The 17,017-nt window shown below is 35.9% G+C and carries 26 protein-coding genes; 13 read left to right on the top strand and 13 right to left on the bottom strand.

Going from position 1 to position 17,017, the window contains the following annotated elements; genetic code table 11:
• On the top strand, positions 1-586 hold a 586-nt coding region (locus C0Q33_RS07680), incomplete at its 5' end, for a hypothetical protein (protein WP_165776476.1).
• Positions 587-675: 89 nt separating this feature from the next.
• Here the strand turns inward: C0Q33_RS07680 and C0Q33_RS07675 are convergent.
• Positions 676-2,199 carry a SagB/ThcOx family dehydrogenase gene (locus C0Q33_RS07675; protein ID WP_101478014.1) on the bottom strand — a complete coding sequence of 508 codons (1,524 nt, stop codon included), beginning with the start codon at positions 2,197-2,199 and terminating at the stop codon, positions 676-678.
• Between the two features lie 88 nt (positions 2,200-2,287).
• Between C0Q33_RS07675 and C0Q33_RS07670 the strand changes: the two genes are divergently transcribed.
• Positions 2,288-2,680 carry a hypothetical protein gene (locus tag C0Q33_RS07670; protein ID WP_245867387.1) on the top strand — a complete coding sequence of 131 codons (393 nt, stop codon included), beginning with the start codon at positions 2,288-2,290 and terminating at the stop codon, positions 2,678-2,680.
• Between the two features lie 50 nt (positions 2,681-2,730).
• Positions 2,731-4,140 carry a sialidase family protein gene (locus tag C0Q33_RS07665; RefSeq protein WP_101478013.1) on the top strand — a complete coding sequence of 470 codons (1,410 nt, stop codon included), beginning with the start codon at positions 2,731-2,733 and terminating at the stop codon, positions 4,138-4,140.
• A gap of 4 nt (positions 4,141-4,144) precedes the next feature.
• Here the strand turns inward: C0Q33_RS07665 and C0Q33_RS07660 are convergent, their stop codons facing one another.
• The gene (locus C0Q33_RS07660; protein WP_101478063.1) at positions 4,145-4,543 is read right to left on the bottom strand and encodes a VOC family protein; all 399 of its coding nucleotides are present in this window, start codon (positions 4,541-4,543) and stop codon (positions 4,145-4,147) included.
• 88 nt (positions 4,544-4,631) lie between these two features.
• On the opposite strand from C0Q33_RS07660, the gene C0Q33_RS07655 reads away from it, so the two are divergent.
• Entirely contained in the window at positions 4,632-5,729 is a 1,098-nt protein-coding gene (locus C0Q33_RS07655) for a radical SAM protein (protein ID WP_101478012.1), read from the top strand.
• Here the strand turns inward: C0Q33_RS07655 and C0Q33_RS07650 are convergent.
• On the bottom strand, positions 5,726-6,004 hold the full coding sequence (locus C0Q33_RS07650; protein WP_101478011.1) for a hypothetical protein: 279 nt from the start codon (positions 6,002-6,004) through the stop codon (positions 5,726-5,728). The genes C0Q33_RS07655 and C0Q33_RS07650 overlap by 4 nt on opposite strands.
• 34 nt (positions 6,005-6,038) lie before the next feature.
• The gene (locus C0Q33_RS07645; protein ID WP_101478062.1) at positions 6,039-6,860 is read right to left on the bottom strand and encodes a menaquinone biosynthesis family protein; all 822 of its coding nucleotides are present in this window, start codon (positions 6,858-6,860) and stop codon (positions 6,039-6,041) included.
• A 37-nt stretch (positions 6,861-6,897) separates the two neighbouring features.
• On the opposite strand from C0Q33_RS07645, the gene C0Q33_RS07640 reads away from it, so the two are divergent.
• The 4 genes from C0Q33_RS07640 (at position 6,898) to C0Q33_RS07625 (ending at position 11,020) form a co-directional block, all read left to right on the top strand.
• Positions 6,898-7,803 (top strand): SIS domain-containing protein, encoded by a 906-nt coding sequence (locus C0Q33_RS07640; RefSeq protein WP_101478010.1) that lies wholly within the window; start codon positions 6,898-6,900, stop codon positions 7,801-7,803.
• Between the two features lie 58 nt (positions 7,804-7,861).
• Positions 7,862-10,054, top strand: coding sequence for an elongation factor EF-2 (locus C0Q33_RS07635; protein ID WP_101478009.1), 2,193 nt, complete (start codon positions 7,862-7,864; stop codon positions 10,052-10,054).
• Positions 10,055-10,265: 211 nt separating this feature from the next.
• Positions 10,266-10,586: a hypothetical protein gene (locus C0Q33_RS07630; protein WP_133121043.1), complete on the top strand. Its 321-nt coding sequence runs from the start codon at positions 10,266-10,268 to the stop codon at positions 10,584-10,586.
• 179 nt (positions 10,587-10,765) lie between these two features.
• Positions 10,766-11,020, top strand: coding sequence for a hypothetical protein (locus C0Q33_RS07625; RefSeq protein WP_101478007.1), 255 nt, complete (start codon positions 10,766-10,768; stop codon positions 11,018-11,020).
• Between the two features lie 135 nt (positions 11,021-11,155).
• Here the strand turns inward: C0Q33_RS07625 and C0Q33_RS09100 are convergent, their stop codons facing one another.
• The gene (locus C0Q33_RS09100) at positions 11,156-11,338 is read right to left on the bottom strand and encodes a hypothetical protein (protein WP_133121042.1); all 183 of its coding nucleotides are present in this window, start codon (positions 11,336-11,338) and stop codon (positions 11,156-11,158) included.
• Positions 11,339-11,700: 362 nt separating this feature from the next.
• On the opposite strand from C0Q33_RS09100, the gene C0Q33_RS07620 reads away from it, so the two are divergent.
• The 4 genes from C0Q33_RS07620 (at position 11,701) to C0Q33_RS07610 (ending at position 12,991) form a co-directional block, all read left to right on the top strand.
• A complete protein-coding gene (locus C0Q33_RS07620) occupies positions 11,701-11,925 on the top strand; it encodes a hypothetical protein (RefSeq protein WP_133121041.1) in 225 nt (74 codons plus the stop codon).
• A 117-nt stretch (positions 11,926-12,042) separates the two neighbouring features.
• On the top strand, positions 12,043-12,228 hold the full coding sequence (locus tag C0Q33_RS09095) for a hypothetical protein (protein WP_133121040.1): 186 nt from the start codon (positions 12,043-12,045) through the stop codon (positions 12,226-12,228).
• 191 nt (positions 12,229-12,419) lie between these two features.
• Positions 12,420-12,605: a hypothetical protein gene (locus tag C0Q33_RS07615; protein WP_101478005.1), complete on the top strand. Its 186-nt coding sequence runs from the start codon at positions 12,420-12,422 to the stop codon at positions 12,603-12,605.
• 98 nt (positions 12,606-12,703) lie between these two features.
• A complete protein-coding gene (locus tag C0Q33_RS07610) occupies positions 12,704-12,991 on the top strand; it encodes a hypothetical protein (RefSeq protein WP_133121039.1) in 288 nt (95 codons plus the stop codon).
• A gap of 100 nt (positions 12,992-13,091) precedes the next feature.
• Here C0Q33_RS07610 and C0Q33_RS09355 read toward each other — a convergent pair whose 3' ends face one another.
• Together C0Q33_RS09355 and C0Q33_RS07600 are read right to left on the bottom strand one after the other, a co-directional pair.
• Positions 13,092-13,241 (bottom strand): hypothetical protein, encoded by a 150-nt coding sequence (locus tag C0Q33_RS09355; RefSeq protein ID WP_165776475.1) that lies wholly within the window; start codon positions 13,239-13,241, stop codon positions 13,092-13,094.
• 167 nt (positions 13,242-13,408) lie between these two features.
• A complete protein-coding gene (locus tag C0Q33_RS07600) occupies positions 13,409-13,711 on the bottom strand; it encodes a hypothetical protein (RefSeq protein ID WP_101478002.1) in 303 nt (100 codons plus the stop codon).
• 117 nt (positions 13,712-13,828) lie between these two features.
• Here C0Q33_RS07600 and C0Q33_RS07595 point away from each other — a divergent pair, with 117 nt between their 5' ends.
• Positions 13,829-14,053 (top strand): hypothetical protein, encoded by a 225-nt coding sequence (locus tag C0Q33_RS07595; protein ID WP_101478001.1) that lies wholly within the window; start codon positions 13,829-13,831, stop codon positions 14,051-14,053.
• A gap of 4 nt (positions 14,054-14,057) precedes the next feature.
• Here C0Q33_RS07595 and C0Q33_RS07590 read toward each other — a convergent pair whose 3' ends face one another.
• The 6 genes from C0Q33_RS07590 to C0Q33_RS07570 form a co-directional block, all read right to left on the bottom strand.
• A complete protein-coding gene (locus C0Q33_RS07590; RefSeq protein WP_133121038.1) occupies positions 14,058-14,549 on the bottom strand; it encodes a hypothetical protein in 492 nt (163 codons plus the stop codon).
• A 97-nt stretch (positions 14,550-14,646) separates the two neighbouring features.
• On the bottom strand, positions 14,647-15,063 hold the full coding sequence (locus C0Q33_RS07585; RefSeq protein ID WP_101477999.1) for a hypothetical protein: 417 nt from the start codon (positions 15,061-15,063) through the stop codon (positions 14,647-14,649).
• Between the two features lie 83 nt (positions 15,064-15,146).
• On the bottom strand, positions 15,147-15,344 hold the full coding sequence (locus C0Q33_RS07580; protein ID WP_101477998.1) for a hypothetical protein: 198 nt from the start codon (positions 15,342-15,344) through the stop codon (positions 15,147-15,149).
• 232 nt (positions 15,345-15,576) lie between these two features.
• Positions 15,577-15,747, bottom strand: coding sequence for a cysteine-rich CWC family protein (locus C0Q33_RS09650; RefSeq protein ID WP_394336920.1), 171 nt, complete (start codon positions 15,745-15,747; stop codon positions 15,577-15,579).
• Between the two features lie 194 nt (positions 15,748-15,941).
• On the bottom strand, positions 15,942-16,226 hold the full coding sequence (locus tag C0Q33_RS07575; RefSeq protein ID WP_101477997.1) for a hypothetical protein: 285 nt from the start codon (positions 16,224-16,226) through the stop codon (positions 15,942-15,944).
• Positions 16,227-16,317: 91 nt separating this feature from the next.
• Positions 16,318-16,914, bottom strand: coding sequence for a response regulator (locus tag C0Q33_RS07570; protein ID WP_101477996.1), 597 nt, complete (start codon positions 16,912-16,914; stop codon positions 16,318-16,320).
• Positions 16,915-17,017 lie beyond the last annotated feature (103 nt).

Below are 17,017 nucleotides of genomic sequence, written 5' to 3'. Positions count from 1 at the left end.
CAATCCAGTAACTACACCAGTAGATACTTCAAACAATCCAGTAACTACACCAGTAGATACTTCGAACAACCCAGTGACCCCAACACCATATTCTGGAATTCATAGATTTGCAGGCATTACATCACATCTAAACCAAAAATTTGTAGACATGAGATTAAATGTAGACCATAGATTTGCAGCCATTGCATACCATGCAAACCAAAAGTTTGTAGACATGAGATTGAATGTAGATCATAGATTTGCAAACATTGCATACCATGCAAACCAACAATCTGTAAGTGCAGCGTATCATACACACCAACAATCTGTAGGTGCATCATACCATCCAAGTCAGCAGTTTGTTAGTGCAGCGTATCATACACACCAACAATCTGTAGGTGCATCATACCATCCAAGTCAGCAGTTTGTTAGTGCAGCGTATCATACACACCAACAATCTGTAGGTGCATCATATCATCCAAGCCAACAATCTGTAAGTGCGGCATATCATACACACCAACAGTTTGCAGGTGCATCATACCATCCAAACCCACAGTTTGTAAGTACCGCATATCATGCACACCAGCAATGGAATCACAGAACATAGAATGTGGAATGGTTTACAACTTCCATATTTTTTCTTTTTAAAAAATTCCTCGAATAATTTTAATAGATACGGAAAAAGTTAATCTTGTTTTAGTCTTGATGTAATTTCAATGATTTTTCTTTTTTCCCTATTGCAATTAAAAACATGGTCTCTTTATCTGCAGCGTGTGGTGAAAAAAAACTAGAAACCGCATCATCATAAAATGTTAGTCCAGTTGCACCAAGACCTAATGCATATGAAGCAAGATATGCCTTACCTCCCGCAATTGCAGAATCTAATTGAGCTACTCTATATCCTCGGTTTCCAAATTGTTCTAAAATCTTTTTAAGATTTGTCATAAAGAAAATCGTAACACTTGAATCATATGGCAAGTCTTGGTTTAATCCAAGGTTTCCTGATGTATGTCTAAAGTTTCCCTTACGTAGTAATTCAAGTGAATTTTTCTCTCTTGTATAATAGTACGAGCCAGAATCTAGTCCCTCTACTGCATTTGCTATTATGTACAAATCTGACAAAGTTTGGTTTTTTACAAAATCGGCATTAATTCCAGATGTTGCACAACTAAGAATTGTGGATAATTGACCAAAAGTTATGACATCTAAAGAAAATTTTCTTGTAGAGCCGCGTTTGATTATTGTATTTTCTATTGATTCTAAGCTATTGATTTTTTTCTCAAGTTGAATCAATTGAGTATGATTCTTCTCCTCTCTTGTCATTTCATGTCTCCACGCTTCTACCTCAGTATTATTTAGAAGACAAGATGAATCATGCATGGCATTAATTTCTGGATATTCTATCTCATACTCTGATGAAATGGCATCTAGATTAAGATCTGACAAGTCAGGAGAATCTGGAATCTCTTTGTCTGTAAATCCAATTGGTAAAACTACAAGAGGTGCCTCTTGATTCATGTCTATTCCTAGTAGTTGACCTATCTGCAAATCTACAAAACCTGTGATTATTTTTGAAGATATTTTGTGGGCAGTTGTGATTGCTAGTGTATTTGCCAATATGGTTCCACTATCCCAAAATGCATGTCTGTATTCTCTTGATTGATATTTTACAGAATTTCTTGCAAAGACATCTGTGAAAACAAGCATGACTGGTGCATGTTTTGTAAATGACTCGTTTGCAGTTGAATCTAGAATATTTTTTCTATAGTCTCCTTGTCGTATTACATTTAGCTTCATGTTTTTTGGATCAAAGTGATATACTCCTGCATCAAGTCCTTCAATATCTGAACAAACGACATAGATTTCTATGTGATATAGCGCACCAGTACACGAGGCTGCACGAAAGTCTACCTCTCCTAGACCTTGAAATTTTATCTTTTTTGTAATGCCTGCTGAAAAATATAAAATTCTGGATAAGATTTGCAAATCTGGGACTAATGCGTCTCTGATGTCAAGGTTAGCAGAAATGGCATCAAGTGTAGAAACTCCTAGCGAGTTTTTTTCTATTGGTAAAATGATCTGTGGGGCATTTTTGTAAATCTTGTAAGGTGTAGGTCTCTGTGATGGATGATACGTGTGGAATCTACCAAGTAGCATTCCGTTTGGATGTTTTGTACCGTTGTGATAATGCCATGCAGCTTCGACTTCATAATTTCTCACAAATACTGACTATATTCTAAAGGTTGTAAAAGTATCGTGTCATGTCAAACAGAAGATTATTAGAGGTTCATTTGAAATTAAATCTCAAATGCTAGAAAATGAGGATGTAATTATCAAAGTATCTGAAGCGCAAAATCTCTCATATGTAATAAATATTGAGGAAAAATCATACCCTGTTCAAAAGATCTCAATTGTAAAATCAAAAATTCCAGTACGGGAACCTACTACAAGAGGAGGCGTATATTTTACAGATATTGAGGCCTATAAGATAAAAGCAATAACTGATCTTTCCATAAAAAATGAGATTCCAAAACTGATGCTTGGACCAAATACTGACTTTAAACCAATTTTAATAAAAACAAGTTTGAAAATTGATGGCAAAGAACACTTGATAATCCTGACTACTCATCTTACCAATACTGTAAACACAAAAGAAACAGTAGAGCTAAATCTGATAGTTGATAAATTGGATTTAAAGTAATTTTGTTTTTTTGGTGATACCATATTATATTGGCAATCTGAGATAAATATGTGAAAGTATTCGTATTTGTAATTCTTACTATTTTTGTCCTATCTGGAATTGTTCCAAGTTTTGCTCAAGACACATCTCCTGGTTTTACAAACCCTGTAAATATCAGCAACATCTCATCTGATTCTCAAAGTCCTAGTATCATATCTTCTAATGATGGACTCTTTGCCCTGTGGGTAGAAAACAATTCTGGAAGAACTGATGTATTTTTTTCAAAAAGTACTGATGGCGGAAGTACATTTGGCAATCCAATGAATCTTTCTGGTTCAAATGTAGGTCAATCAGATTATGCGACATTTGCACAAAAGGGCAACGATGTCTACGTGGTATGGCAGACTTCTCTTTCTGGCACTGCCTCTGTATTTCTAACAAAAAGTTCCGATGGTGGTTCAAGTTTTGAAAAACCAGTTATGATAAGTAATACTACAAAACTTGCTGCCTTTCCACAAATAGCTGTTTCTGATAATCACGTGTATTTCACATGGCTTGAAAAATCTGAAAATAATTCTACAAATATAGTATTTGCAAAAAGTGATGACAACGCAAGTTCCATTGGTGTGCCCTTGTATATCACGCATAATTTAGGAAATTCTGGAATTCCAGAATTACTTGCAACTGGAAATCACGTATACTTGACTTGGGAGGATAACAGCAAAGGAAATTTTGATGTGTTTTTAACCAAGAGTGATGATTATGGTGCCTCATTTAATGTTCCAATTAATGTGAGTGCTAATGCTGGACAATCTGGAACACCACAAATTGCAGTATCGCAAGGTACTGTCTATGTTGTTTGGATGGATAATACTTCGGGAACATACGATATTTTATTTTCAAAAAGCACTGATGGAGGAAATTCTTTTGGGACACCCATTAACATAAGCAATCTTCATGCTGATTCAGGATATCCACAGTTTATTGTCACTGGAAATAATGTCTATGTGACATGGACCCAGACCATATCAAGCTCAAATTATGACATCTATTTTGCAAAAAGCACTGATAATGGTAACACTTTTGACAAATCCATAAACCTGAGTAATAATTTTGGTGCATCTGGTTGGCCAAAAATTGCATCTGATGGTACTATTTACATCAGCTGGGTAGATAGTAGCCCTGGAAAATTTAATGTGTTTATCACAAAGAGTTCAGATGGAGGAGTTACATTTGAAAATTCCACAAATGTAAGCAATAGTGTAAATGAATCATATGATAGCAAGATGATTGTATTGAATAATGTAGTATATTTGGCATGGCAAGAAGGCAAACAGGGTAATCATACTATCGCATTCTCAAAAAGTACAACATTTGTTCCGGAGTTTGGTCCGCTTGCCTCCATTGCACTTTTGATATCCATTATTGCCATAATTGGTATATCATCAAGATCTAATCTAAAACTGAAAAATAATTTCTAAATTTTTATCTTGTCTCTAAAAGTTCGACAAGGCCACACTTGGTATTCTTTGTATTCAAATCAACAAATGCAATGCGGCGCTCGTCAAAGCCTTTTACCGGATTTACAAGGATAGTTGCGCCTTTTTCTAAAAGAGATTCTAGTTCTGATTGAATATCTTTTACCTCAAAGCACAGGTGATGTATTCCTCCACCAGATTTTGCAAATTCGCTTATTGCAGAGTCGGGAGATGATGGCTCTATCAACTCTAGGAATGGCTCTCCTATTTTTAAAAAGCAAATATTGACTTTTTGACTGCCGACTGGAAATGTAGCACTGGTTGTCTCAAAGTTTAGGTATCTTTTGAGCTCTCCCATGGATTCTTGAATATTGTTTACTACGATTCCAATGTGGTGCAGTTTCATGAAAAGTGTGGTATCATGCATGTACAATAATCTAACTAATCATATGCCCTTTGGTAATTTTATATTGATACCATCTTCATGTAGTATCATGCTAGAAAAACTAGTCAAGGAATCAAAAGCACTTGAAAAAGCCATTGCAGGTGAGGAGCTTTCATACGATGATGGTATGGATCTAATGTCTTATGATAATCTGTACATGCTAGGCGCTGCAGCTGATTTGGTTAGAGAACAAAGGGTTGGAGCACAAGTTACGTTTGCTGCATCATACTACATGAATTACACAAATGTCTGTGCTGCAAGTTGTCAGATGTGTGCATTTTATAGAAAAGGCGATGAAAAGGATGCGTACACTCTGTCTGCCAAAGATATTGCAGGCCGAGTCGCAATTGCAAAAGAGATGGGTGCAACTGAGGTGCATATAGTTGGTGGATTTCATCCTGAACTTCCAATAGAATACTACGAAGAAATGTTTCGAACAATAAAACAGAATCATCCTCAAATGCACATCAAGGCACTTACTGCAGCTGAAGTTTTCTTTATAGCAAGACTGACAAAAAATTCTGTAAAAGAGATATTGACTAGATTCAAGGCAGCTGGTCTGGATACCATGCCTGGAGGAGGAGCAGAACTTTTCCATCCTGATATTAGAAATAAAATAGTTAGAGGCAAGTGCTCTGGACAGGAATGGCTTGATACTATAGAACTGGCACATAATCTTGGAATAAAAAGTAACGCTACAATGCTTTTTGGACATATTGAAAAACCTGAACATATTATTGATCATTTGATAAAATTAAGAGAAGTTCAAAAAAGAACCAAAGGATTTCTTACATTGATTCCGCTAAAATTTAGCCTTGACAACACCGAACTTGAAAAGAAGGGACTGGTAACCTCGGAGAGTCCGTCTACGTATGACCTTAGGATAACTGCAATCTCTAGATTGATGCTTGCAGGAGAACTTGATAATATTTCTGTATACTGGGTTGCACTCGGAAAGAAACTTGCACAGGTTGCTTTAACTTATGGGGGAAATGACTTGGTGGGAACTGCATTCTCTGAGGAGATTTACAAAGCAGCTGGTAAGGGAACCAACTCTTCTATTATAGAACTTGCAAATATGATTAAAGAGATTGGCAGAGAGCCAGCTCAGAGAGATACGTTTTTCAATATTTTAAAAACATTCTAGATTTCAGCTGGTTTTTGAGTCACTGTTTTTCCTGCACCGCCTTTCTTTCTCCCTCTGATTCCTATACTGATCAATGTGATCAAAAATCCCAAACCTCCAACTAGTCCTAAAATGTTTCTGAGACCTTCATTTGTCATTAGATCTTGATTGAAAGCAGCTTTTTCTTCGTCTGTCATGTCTGCCTTTCCGGCAGGTTCATTTTCACTAAGATATCCGTAAACACCAAAACCTACTACAAGCATTGTTATGCCAAGAGCAAAGACCCGCTTGTCCATTAAATTAATATCTCTAAAGTGTAATAAATAACTGTTAAGCTATCCTAAGTTCAAACTCTGGCACTAGACCTTTTTCTATTCCGAACTGGAATAGATTTCTAATTGCTTGCTCACCAAGAACGCCCATCTCGATTGTTACATCGTTTACATACATTCGTACAAATCTGTCAATCAAATCCTTTGACTGACCTCTACCATACTGCATTGCATAATCTAGTGCGTCATTTGGTCTTGCCATGCCGTATATGATTGATTCACGGAAAAACTCGTCAAACTTTTTAATAGTTTCACTTCCAAAATGATTACTCATTACATTCACACCTAATGGAACTGGCAGTCCTCCAGTACTATCTCTCCACCAAGAGCCCACATCAAGCAATTTGGTCAAGCCTTTTTGTTCATATGTAATCTGTCCTTCATGTATGACTAGACCTGCATCTACTTGTCCGTTTGCAACTGCATCTGGAATGTCGCTAAATTTCATCTCGATATAATCAAACTTGCCAATCATTAATTCTAAAAGAAGAAAAGCCGAAGTAAGTTTTCCAGGAATTGCAATCTTGGAGCCTCTTAATTTTTCTACTGAAATATCTTGCTTTGAAACTACGATGGGACCATAACCTTTTCCAAAACTTCCACCGCTTCTTAATATGGTATACTCTTTGAGATATGCACAAGCATGTGCAGAGACTGCAGTGACATCAAGTTCATGTGTCAGAGCCCTCTTGTTCAAAGTCTCGATATCTTCTACAACATGTTTTACATTAAAGAGCGGCGAGGTAACCTTGCCACTTAACATTCCATAGAACATGAATGCATCATCTGCGTCAGGAGTATGCCCTATCGTAATATCCATGAAGATGATTTTTATGTCTATTATAAAAATCAAGTTCGTGTATACAATCGCTGCCTTTGAAAGCGAGATACTGATGCAACTTGAATTTTTGAAACACTTTGAATCTCAAGTACAACTGTCTGTACAAAATCAACAAAAGGCCATATTCTGTGGAACTGGGGACTCTTTTGGCTCTGCACAACTTGGCGAAGTCTTTTCTGATTTTAGAGTAAAGGCACTGGACCCACTTGACATGTCAAAATACAAGAGACTCTTGAACAATCATCGTTTGTACCTGATATCTATATCAGGAAATACCATATCCAATATCAAACTTGCAAGACAATCTAAAATTGCTACTGCAATTACTGCAAATCCTCAAAGCAAACTTGCTAATGCATGCGATGGTATAATTCATTTAAAATTTAACAATACTGGAATCCAGACAGCGGGAAGTGTAAGCTTCCTTGCAAGTGCGCTAACATGCATCTCACTTGTGACTAAATTCAAGATGCCAAATTACGTCAATCTATATAAAACAGCTTTTAGGGTATCCAAAAAAACGATCCGTGGTAGAGTCTATGTTTTAGGAAATTTGTACAGTTATCCGATTACAATGTTTTGCGCAGCAAAATTACAGGAGGTTTTAGGTATGGATGTACGATATGAGCGAATAGAACAGTTCTCACACATGGGACTGTTTTCATCAAGAAAAGGTGACACTGTAATAATATTTGAAAAAAGAAACAAGCACAATGAAAAACTTGTAAGACAGATAAAAAAATGCGGACTGCATCCTGTACTTATCGATCCTCCAACAAATGATCCGATAGGACAAGTTATCTTTTTCATCTTTGTTTCAGAATTTTTGTCCTTGCACTTGGCAAAAATAAAAAACAAAAAAGAATGCTTCTTTGTATCTGCAAAGAAATTAAGAAATGCTAGTTCTTCCATGATCTACTGATTTTTTTTATAATTCTTCTAAACGTTTAATACCGGCAGGAAAAGGATTTAGCTAAACCATGAAATTCAAGGCAACAGATCAAATTCTAAGCATTATTGGTAATAAGAAGAATATTCGCAACTTTGGAGTTATAGCTCATGTAGACCATGGCAAGACAACCATGAGTGATAGTCTTCTTGCATCAAGTGGAATTATCAGTCCATCTGTTGCAGGCCAAGCTCTTGCACTTGATTCAATGAAGCTTGAACAAGACAGACAGATGACAATTGTCCAGGCAAACGTTACTTTACTTTATGAACAAAACGGCGAAGAATATGTAATCAACATGATAGACACTCCAGGACACATTGACTTTACTGGTAGAGTAACAAGAAGCCTCAGAGCTATAGACGGCGCAGTAGTTGTATCTGATTCTGTTGAAGGTATAATGACACAGACTGAGACCGTAACTCGTCAGGCATTGGAGGAAAGAGTAAGACCTGTTTTGTATATCAACAAAATTGACCGTCTCATAAAGGAACTAAGACTGCCACCAGAGAAGATGCAAGAGTGGTTACTTGAGATTATTACAAACTTTAACAGACTAATTGACATTTATGCAGAACCTGAATACAAGGAAAAGTGGAAGGTAAGCATTCAGGATGGCAGTGTCTCATTTGGTTCTGCAAAAGACAAGTGGGGATTTAACGCTGATGTAATGAAGAAAAAGGGAATTTCTTTTAAGGATATTTATGAGGCATATTCTGAAGGCGGCGATGTAAAGAAGCTTGCAGAAAAAGCTCCGTTGTACGACGCAGTACTTGGAATGGTTGTAAAACATCTTCCACCTCCAGATGTTGCACAAAGATATAGAATTCCAAAAATCTGGAAGGGAGATTTGGAATCTGATATTGGTAAAGCGCTTATGAACTGTGATGATAATGGTCCTACAGTAATGATGATAGTAAACATGACAGTGGATCCAGCGGCAGGTCCTGTTGCAATAGGGAGATTATTTTCTGGCAGGATAAAAGATGGTGATAGGATTCATCTGATTGATACAAAACGAGAAGGCAGAGTCCAATCTGTCAACTTTTTCATGGGCAACCAAAGAGAAATGGTTGGACAACTTGCAGCCGGAAACATTCCAGCTTTACTTGGACTGGAACATGCAAGAGCAGGTCAGACTCTATCTTCTATTGCAGGCATCCATACATTTGAGGGAATCCAATATGTGTCAGAACCTGTTGTATCAATTGCAGTAGAACCAAAACATCCTAAAGACTTGCCAAAACTTGTTGAAGCATTAAACCGTATCACAATTGAAGATCCTAATTTAGTTGTAAAAATTAATGAAGAATCTGGTGAGACTATAATTGCTGGAATGGGTGTGTTACACCTTGAGATTGCAACTGCATTGATTGCAGATGCCAAAGTGGATATTGTTACATCACAGCCATTGATTAATTATAGAGAGACAATTCGTGGCGCTGCTGGACCCATCATGTCCAAGTCACCTAACAGACACAACAAGATCTTCATGAAAGTAGAAGCATTAGATGAAAAGGTTGCCGAGATGATAAGAAACGGAACACTAAACGAATACAAGGACAAAAAGGAAGTTGCCAAGTTGCTAAAAGAAGCAGGATGGGACGGTGACGAGGCAAAACGTGTTATGAGATTTGATATAAGGGGTAATGTCATGGTGGATGGAACCAAGGGTGTCCAGTTTGTAGGTGAGTCTACTGATTCCATACTTTCAGGTTTTGAAGATTCTGTTAAAGAAGGTCCTCTTGCAAGAGAACAGGTAAGAGGTACCAAGTTTACATTTACGCACTTTGTTCCACACGAGGATCCAGCTCATCGTGGCCTATCACAACTAGGGCCTGCTTCTAGAAGAGTCTGTACGGGAGCAATGCTTTTGGCACAGCCTGTATTGCTTGAACCAATGCTTGGAATCGAGGTTCGTGTACCACAAGAAATGATTGGAAACGTTGCCGGTGTAATATCTGGCAAGAGAGGCAAGGTACTAAACATGGAACAAAAAGGTGTCATTCATATCATAACGGGAGAACTTCCAGCGTCTGAAACATTTGACTTGTCTGAGATAATGCGTGGTCAAACTGCAGGACGTGCAATGTGGAACACTCACTTTAAGGCATGGACTCCAGTTCCAAACTCAATTCTTACCAAAGTAATTGCTGATATCAGAAAGAGAAAGGGACTTGCACCAGAAGTGCCAACTCCAGACGAATACGTCGACAGCGAATAAAAATAGAACGCCCGTTCTATCGTGCCTAAAAAGTTGGTTATGACTTGCGGTATGACGGTGTGTGAGTTGTTGGAAATTCTTTTTGAAAATCTATGAACCATTTATCTAGCATTATTCATTTAACATGATGATGACTAATTATCAAGTCTGTAAATGTGAAAACCCCTGTAAAATTACTATTTATAATGAAAAAGGTGATGTACTTAACCGATTGAGTACTGGTAAGTTTGGTATAGATAGGATTCTTGGTGATATGACAAAGAAGTATCCAAAGGGACAAGCAACGCATTTCAATTGTGAGGACCTTAAGACTTGTGCAGACCCAGAGAAAAAGGTGAAGTGCGGTTGCAGGATTGTATTCTATGGGATAAAGAAAGATGGAAAAAAAGAGGACGAATTTCTCTTGTATGATAAGGAATCGACTGACAAGAAATTTTCAATAAACGAGTTGAAGGAAAAAACATTAGAAGGGATACCGTTTAAGGATTACGATACATGGCAAATGAATGTATTATGCCTAATATTAGACTAATGCTGAATTAAAAAATTCTAAATATTATCTGGGTCAAACTCTGGAAAAGAGAAAGGAAGAGTTTTGCATCAACATTTTCAAATATTATTTGATAAACTAGTCCATAATACTGACAAATGTGTATGTGAAGTTTACACGTGTAAACAACCGTTAAATAAAATGAGGTCCTATCATCGAACATGGTTTCAAGAGAACTCGTAATCATCTTGGCAAGTTGTTTCGGAGGCGCATGTGTAATCATGATCGCAATGGCCTCAGCAGGCGGAGGAGCACCTCCAGGTACTTATGTCGGAAACAGCAATGGTGCGCACATGGTTACTGATTCACATAATTGCTATTCATTTCAGACAGGCTGTACAAATAGCAATTCCACTACACCTGCTTCTGATTATGCTAGTGGTGCATATCTGAGCGGTAACTATAAGCAACCTTAGCTGAATCCCATCTTTTTTCATTTTTTACTGGTTATGTTGGGGACAAAAATGTATAGCCTAATCAAGACAAACAATTTGTGTGAGATGTTGTTTTATTGATATGTCTATTCTTGCAATGTATTTTTTGAGTTAAAGTTATTTAGTTATTGCAGAACATATGTCACTTAACACCTGTGAATTGTATTGCCCCATGTATGATTTAACACTGGTACGAGGAATAATTTTGCAAATCACACTTGGTAGGAGATAATCTGCCATTACGTAGACTCCAATTAAGAGGCACCCAATTAAAATTACAAGTCCAAGCGGTATTTTCATTAAATTATTCTACATAATGTTGTCATATAAGAGTAATTTTATATTATTTCAAATGGGCTTAGTTTTCCCAGTACCATTTTTGTACAAATCCACTATGTTTTGTCTTATGTACTTGGGTATGCCTCTCGAAATGTATACGATCATTGAATATCATACCACATTCCTTACACTTGAATTCCTTTTCCTTACTATCCATATTATAATACGGTCTTAATTGATCTTAAAGTTTTACGATGATGATGTGTTCCTTCGTGAAAAGGGAGTAACCTTTTTGTTGACTGCGAATAAAAATAGATCCCACAGATTTGTTAGGTAATACATATTGTTGTCGTAAAAGTTACGGTCTAGTATGCTGAAGAGAAATGATATGGCCTTCTATGAATTCATCAGGAAATACAAACAAGGAGGAATTGGGTGATATCAAACAGGCAATCAACGACTTGACAAATATGATTGAAGGTAAACATGTGAGATTGGAATCTATACTTTTTCAGATAATAGAGCGTGAGCTGATAACTCAAAATTCCTATGATGAAATCATGTATTTGTTAATAGAATTTGGTAAAAAGAAAGATTGGACAAAATAATTACATTACAAGTCAAAAAACATGCTATTGTCTTAAAACTTTAAGATCTGTTAAACCATGGATTGAGATTGATAATTTTCCTTTTAACCTATATAGCGTTCTTGACTTTGGTGTTGCATGTTAAAACAAATAATTGCAAAACTAAAATCGTGGACTTTGACCAAGTCATCTTCTGATGACATTAGCACATATCAGGAATCTGGAAAAAAGACTGAACAAGAAGAGATGAACGAAGAAGCACATCAGCTTGAACTAAAAGAAAACTACGAACAAGATGAGCAGTTTGAAGAATCAGAAAAATAACCTTCAGTCCTTCTCCTATTTACTCTCCAAAGTAGATACTATTACCTTGTAGGTTGATCAACCATTATTTCTGAGCATAGGCAACTGGAGATGTAGCAAGACTGTCTTATAATTAAAACGCGACTAATTTCATTAGTTTGCTAATGATTAGGATCCTAATGAATATATATATCTTGTTTGTTAGTATATGTATGAAATTGTTTCGCTTTGGACCAATAACTCATGTATCCGTCATCTTGAATAGATTCATCGAGAGACGATCTGGCATGATGCCAACTCTGATCTCTATTCCAAGTGTTAGTTTTGTAATTTCAACTATAATTGTTCTAACTGTAGTATATGTTTACAAAATTGCACAGGGTTCACAATCATACTAACATAGTAAACAAATAGTTATCAGGTTCATGATATGGAACGTTATGATTTGTTGGAAATACAATAAATCATTATAAGATATGAGGTGACTCTATTCTCGATGGTTTCTGTTGATGAAGATAATAGAATTGCCTTTATGACCTGTATAGAAGTGGCTTTGATGAAACAAGGAAATACTAGCTATAATTTGGTACTGGCTAAACTTAATGCACGCTATGGCTGTGGAATTCATGAATGCGTAGATCATCAAGAATACTTGAAAACTGTGATGAAAGAGGTATACGAAGGAAATTACAATGACGTTTTAGACGCAATAAGTTTGGAAACTGACAAGCTAGAAAATATGGATGAATTCAAAGCCAATTTTTTCAAATTTATGATGAGTTGATTCATCAACCAAAGAAATTTAATTTAAAACTTACTTCTAAATCATTTTATAATCATCATTCAATTCAACCACTTTAGGAAATTGCCGAGATTCATATTTTTTACTTTTTCTTTTTGTTATTGATTCTTCCGTGGCATTTAACGTGTACTACCTTTAGATTTGTAATGTTATAGTTTGAGGAATCTCCATCCTTATGATGAATGTCATAGGCGTCATCACTTGTTATCTGTCTTTTACAACCATCGCACATGAAATTTTGACTTCGTGCAACTTGTATTTTTGTAGGACGTGTGAGTCTTTTTCGTGTTTTATTGTTTCCAGAAAAGATGGGCAAATTACACAATCATATATTTTGGAATTAATAAGAACTTTGCAACAAATCCCCCACCGCGGGAAATGTGATTATAAAAAGTGCCGTTATTCTCTAGTGTTTTTTGTTTTTCTATAGGCATAAATGTAAACAGTAGTATTGTCTCCACCTCTACCTGCACCATCTGCATGTCTTACATTATGAAAATGATCTTCTATTGCCCTTACATCATTTAACGATCTTGCTAGTTTATGTATCCATGAATCATTTTCCACATTAACATTGTGGTCTTGGAATAATCTGTTTTTAGGATTTGACGCTATACCTACATACCAGTCAGGAAAATTTCCACCAAAATTTGCTACGTAGTCTTCTATTTCTCTAATTATGGTATTATTGTCTAGTGACAAGGTGCATTAGATTGTTATTGCTATGTAAAAAGATTTTGCCGCACTAAACCGAGAATGTCAATATAGGTCGGTAGGCGAACAGATTGTGGACTTGAAAGAAAGAGGAATATTTTGACCATGACAGCAAAATCAATGCTGTTTGAAATTGTTCTGATTATAATTGGAATAGTTGGACTTTACGAATCATGGAATTATCTAAATAGTGCCAATTTGGAAAATTACTCTCAAACTGATTTGATTGGTTTTCCATTATTGATGATTGCATGTACGATGTTTGCGATAGGATTTATGTACCTTTTAGCTGACATGGCACAATTATTCAAGGGAAAAAAAGGAGATTAAACAATCATGATGATGGGGTGAGTTGTTCTACGGTAACATAATAATAGAAATTATTTAGCTTAAACTCCATAACGGATGTATTATCATTGAAATTTACTCCAAAATTTTCATTATTAAATTGTGTCTCTGGTAATTGATTTACTTTGGCTCCACCTAGCTGAATGATTGCACTTGCATCATCTTGGGTAATCCTAGTCTCAAAAGTATGTCTGCCATGAAAAGGAGGAGGAACAAATCTACTAAATGCTTGATCAATTGCGTCTTTTAATACCGGAATTTTATCTAATGTTGAATTGTCCAAAACTGTAGTATCTTGGTCAATATCTGTGACATCTTGTTCTGTGTGAAGCTTTATGTCGTCTGGAGTTGTTTGAGCCGTTACACTCAATCTGATTATCCCATTGGTACTTGCGGGCTTGAAAGGATCTATGGATACAACAATTGCAACGATGGCAACAGCAGCTACGATTAACATCGATATTTTTATAATATTCATTATATTCTGATATTTCTCTATTTTACTGGAATTTAACTAATCCTCATCACTTGAACAAAGGTCTTATAGTTAGTTCTTTGATGAGCAAAATTTTTTCTCAAGTCTTTGATTCTTGAAGATTCCAGCAATTTTTGCACAGATATCCTTCCACATTCCATTCTTTTTTTGCATGACGGGCAATAAAACCAAGTTTTGCATTACATAACACACAATTTTTTTTCAATTCATTGTCTGTTTTTTCTTTTTCATTGTAACAAGGCTCACAAAGCCATCCTTTTACATTCCATTGTTTTTTTGGCTTCCATAGATATAGTCCTCCTGGTTCTGCACCACACAAGACACATTTATCATCGGGATTCTTTTTTTTCTCATGAGGCTTTTTCATAAACTCGACATAACAATTTGCACATAGTTGGCCTTTTACATCCCACTCCTTTTTGGGTTTACTCGTACTGGAAACCTCCTTTTTGCAAATTGTGCAAAATTCATTTTTTTTACTACCAAATAATCCCATTATTGCACACTTGATCCATGACCGTGTTTTTTCAATATACTATTTGAATCCCTTGATACATAAAACAGTGTTGTTCTTTTTTATCAGTTCTGAGATTTGGTAATTTTACTGTCTCTTAATTTTCGTAATCCGCCAATTATCATAGTTGTGATGGCAATAAAACCAAAAACCACTGCTCCCCATCCCGCAATATGTGATTGATAGCTACGCATGATTATGAACGATAATACTGAAAGACCAAACATAATTACAGATATAGTAGATAATGATCTAATTTCCAATTCACCATCTTGGATTACTTCAATAATTTAGCAATTTCTATTAATGAAAAATGACCAAGATTTGTATTTTGATAACATCTGAACCGTTGCTGCTCAAACCTTCGCATGTCGGACCTATCAATTACATAATTTTCAGCAACGTTTCGTAACCTTACTTTTCAGCAACGGTTCGCTCCATATACGTCATCAAACTATATAGGTTTTAAAACAAGGATTTTTGCTATGCTGATCCTTAATCATTTCCTATCAAACGATTGCCATATTGTAAAGCAAGACATCTTTTGCAAACACAGTTATCGTATTTGATCTCTTTTTCTTTTAACAATGGTTCTTGAGAGCACCAACAAGTGTCACGCTCTTCACATTCAAAGGGATTTCCACATTTAGTACATATTTTTTGCATTAGATCAAAGAACTCAGTTTAATGATTTAGCAATTTCTATTGGAGATAAAGAAGTGATCTAGTAAGCAATTTATTGTATAAAATATGTCATATTACAGACCGTAGACCTCCAAACGGAATGATGTTAGTATGGCAATCCTTTGACCGATTGGAGATACAGGTCACTTTATTCTACTTGGCTTGTTTGCAATGGATTATTCTGGAGGATTTTGAACAAATACATTACAAATCAGTCTATCCGTTTTTGAGTCTCTATACTGCACATTGCATGTAACAAATTTTCCCTTTAGTGCCTGTTCTAGATCAAACACTGTTTTTTCCTCATATTGTGGATCATCTGGATTGTCAACCTTGGCAATCACAATTCTTTCAACTTTGCCATATTCTTCCTTGTTGTCTTTGCGAAAATGGGTGACTGACATCTCAAAAGTATCTCCTGACAAGCAACTAATTACGGGACCGCCTATTCCGTCGCCCATATTCTATCTGTTTTTTTATACCATATATTGTATGTGCTAAAATGGTATAGCCTGAAATATGCTAAATTTTATTTTGTATCTTAAATTTCTGTTAACTTGCCATCATGATTTTGTTTACTGCATTCATAATACCTTTCATATCAACAGGCTTTTCCACAAGCTGAGTTGTTTTAGAAAGCGGATTCTTTTTTGAGTCTATTACAGCACCTGTCACTATGATTATTTTTGCGTCTGGGTCCATCTTTCGGATTGCGTCTACTCCATGAAATCCATCATATGTAGGCATGATTATATCCATGAAGACGATGTCTGGGTGAAGTTTCTCATACAAGTCTGCAGCCTCTTTGCCGTTTGATCCTGTTCCAATGACTGTAATGTTATGCATTTGAAGAACTTCTGCGAAAACATCTCTCATGTCAGGATCATCTTCTATGACTATGGCATGAATCTTGGAGTGTACTTTGTCTAAAGAAAATTGTTTTGGCGTATGCATTTCATTAGACTCTGAGATGTTGGGTGTCTTGGAATGTTTTGTAATGTTAAACTCTGAGATGCGATGTTCATCAAGTAACATCACTGATAATGCACTTCTGATTATTTCTTGTCTTGTACTTTCTTGCTTTTTACAAATATCATCAATACTCTGAATCATTGCATCTGGCAATCTTATTGTTATGGAATTATGCATTATGTATGATATTATTTATTCAAACATAAGTGCGATGGAATTTTTTTGCAATAATCTGTACCATGATGGACTTAATGTTCATTTGTTGAACACTTTTTGGTAC

Origin of the sequence: Candidatus Nitrosotalea bavarica, from assembly GCF_900167955.1 — an archaeon.
GTDB lineage: Archaea > Thermoproteota > Nitrososphaeria > Nitrososphaerales > Nitrosopumilaceae > Nitrosotalea > Nitrosotalea bavarica.
Note: the sequence above shows the minus strand (reverse complement) of the source record. Positions and strands in the feature narration are given on the sequence as shown.

Excerpts from the sequence above, each read along its gene's own strand:
- C0Q33_RS07660 (WP_101478063.1), bottom strand. The coding sequence starts at position 4,543 with ATGAAACTGCACCACATTGGAATCGTAGTAAACAATATTCAAGAATCC.
- C0Q33_RS07655 (WP_101478012.1), top strand. The coding sequence starts at position 4,632 with ATGCTAGAAAAACTAGTCAAGGAATCAAAAGCACTTGAAAAAGCCATT.
- C0Q33_RS07595 (WP_101478001.1), top strand. The coding sequence starts at position 13,829 with ATGACAGCAAAATCAATGCTGTTTGAAATTGTTCTGATTATAATTGGA.
- C0Q33_RS09650 (WP_394336920.1), bottom strand. The coding sequence starts at position 15,747 with ATGCAAAAAATATGTACTAAATGTGGAAATCCCTTTGAATGTGAAGAG.
- C0Q33_RS07570 (WP_101477996.1), bottom strand. The coding sequence starts at position 16,914 with ATGCATAATTCCATAACAATAAGATTGCCAGATGCAATGATTCAGAGT.
- C0Q33_RS07610 (WP_133121039.1), top strand. The coding sequence starts at position 12,704 with ATGGTTTCTGTTGATGAAGATAATAGAATTGCCTTTATGACCTGTATA.
- C0Q33_RS07575 (WP_101477997.1), bottom strand. The coding sequence starts at position 16,226 with ATGGGCGACGGAATAGGCGGTCCCGTAATTAGTTGCTTGTCAGGAGAT.
- C0Q33_RS07585 (WP_101477999.1), bottom strand. The coding sequence starts at position 15,063 with ATGGGATTATTTGGTAGTAAAAAAAATGAATTTTGCACAATTTGCAAA.
- C0Q33_RS07590 (WP_133121038.1), bottom strand. The coding sequence starts at position 14,549 with ATGAATATTATAAAAATATCGATGTTAATCGTAGCTGCTGTTGCCATC.
- C0Q33_RS07635 (WP_101478009.1), top strand. The coding sequence starts at position 7,862 with ATGAAATTCAAGGCAACAGATCAAATTCTAAGCATTATTGGTAATAAG.
- C0Q33_RS09100 (WP_133121042.1), bottom strand. The coding sequence starts at position 11,338 with ATGAAAATACCGCTTGGACTTGTAATTTTAATTGGGTGCCTCTTAATT.
- C0Q33_RS07650 (WP_101478011.1), bottom strand. The coding sequence starts at position 6,004 with ATGGACAAGCGGGTCTTTGCTCTTGGCATAACAATGCTTGTAGTAGGT.
- C0Q33_RS07645 (WP_101478062.1), bottom strand. The coding sequence starts at position 6,860 with ATGGATATTACGATAGGGCATACTCCTGACGCAGATGATGCATTCATG.
- C0Q33_RS07670 (WP_245867387.1), top strand. The coding sequence starts at position 2,288 with ATGCTAGAAAATGAGGATGTAATTATCAAAGTATCTGAAGCGCAAAAT.
- C0Q33_RS07620 (WP_133121041.1), top strand. The coding sequence starts at position 11,701 with ATGATATGGCCTTCTATGAATTCATCAGGAAATACAAACAAGGAGGAA.
- C0Q33_RS07615 (WP_101478005.1), top strand. The coding sequence starts at position 12,420 with ATGAAATTGTTTCGCTTTGGACCAATAACTCATGTATCCGTCATCTTG.
- C0Q33_RS09095 (WP_133121040.1), top strand. The coding sequence starts at position 12,043 with ATGTTAAAACAAATAATTGCAAAACTAAAATCGTGGACTTTGACCAAG.
- C0Q33_RS09355 (WP_165776475.1), bottom strand. The coding sequence starts at position 13,241 with ATGTGCGATGGTTGTAAAAGACAGATAACAAGTGATGACGCCTATGAC.
- C0Q33_RS07625 (WP_101478007.1), top strand. The coding sequence starts at position 10,766 with ATGGTTTCAAGAGAACTCGTAATCATCTTGGCAAGTTGTTTCGGAGGC.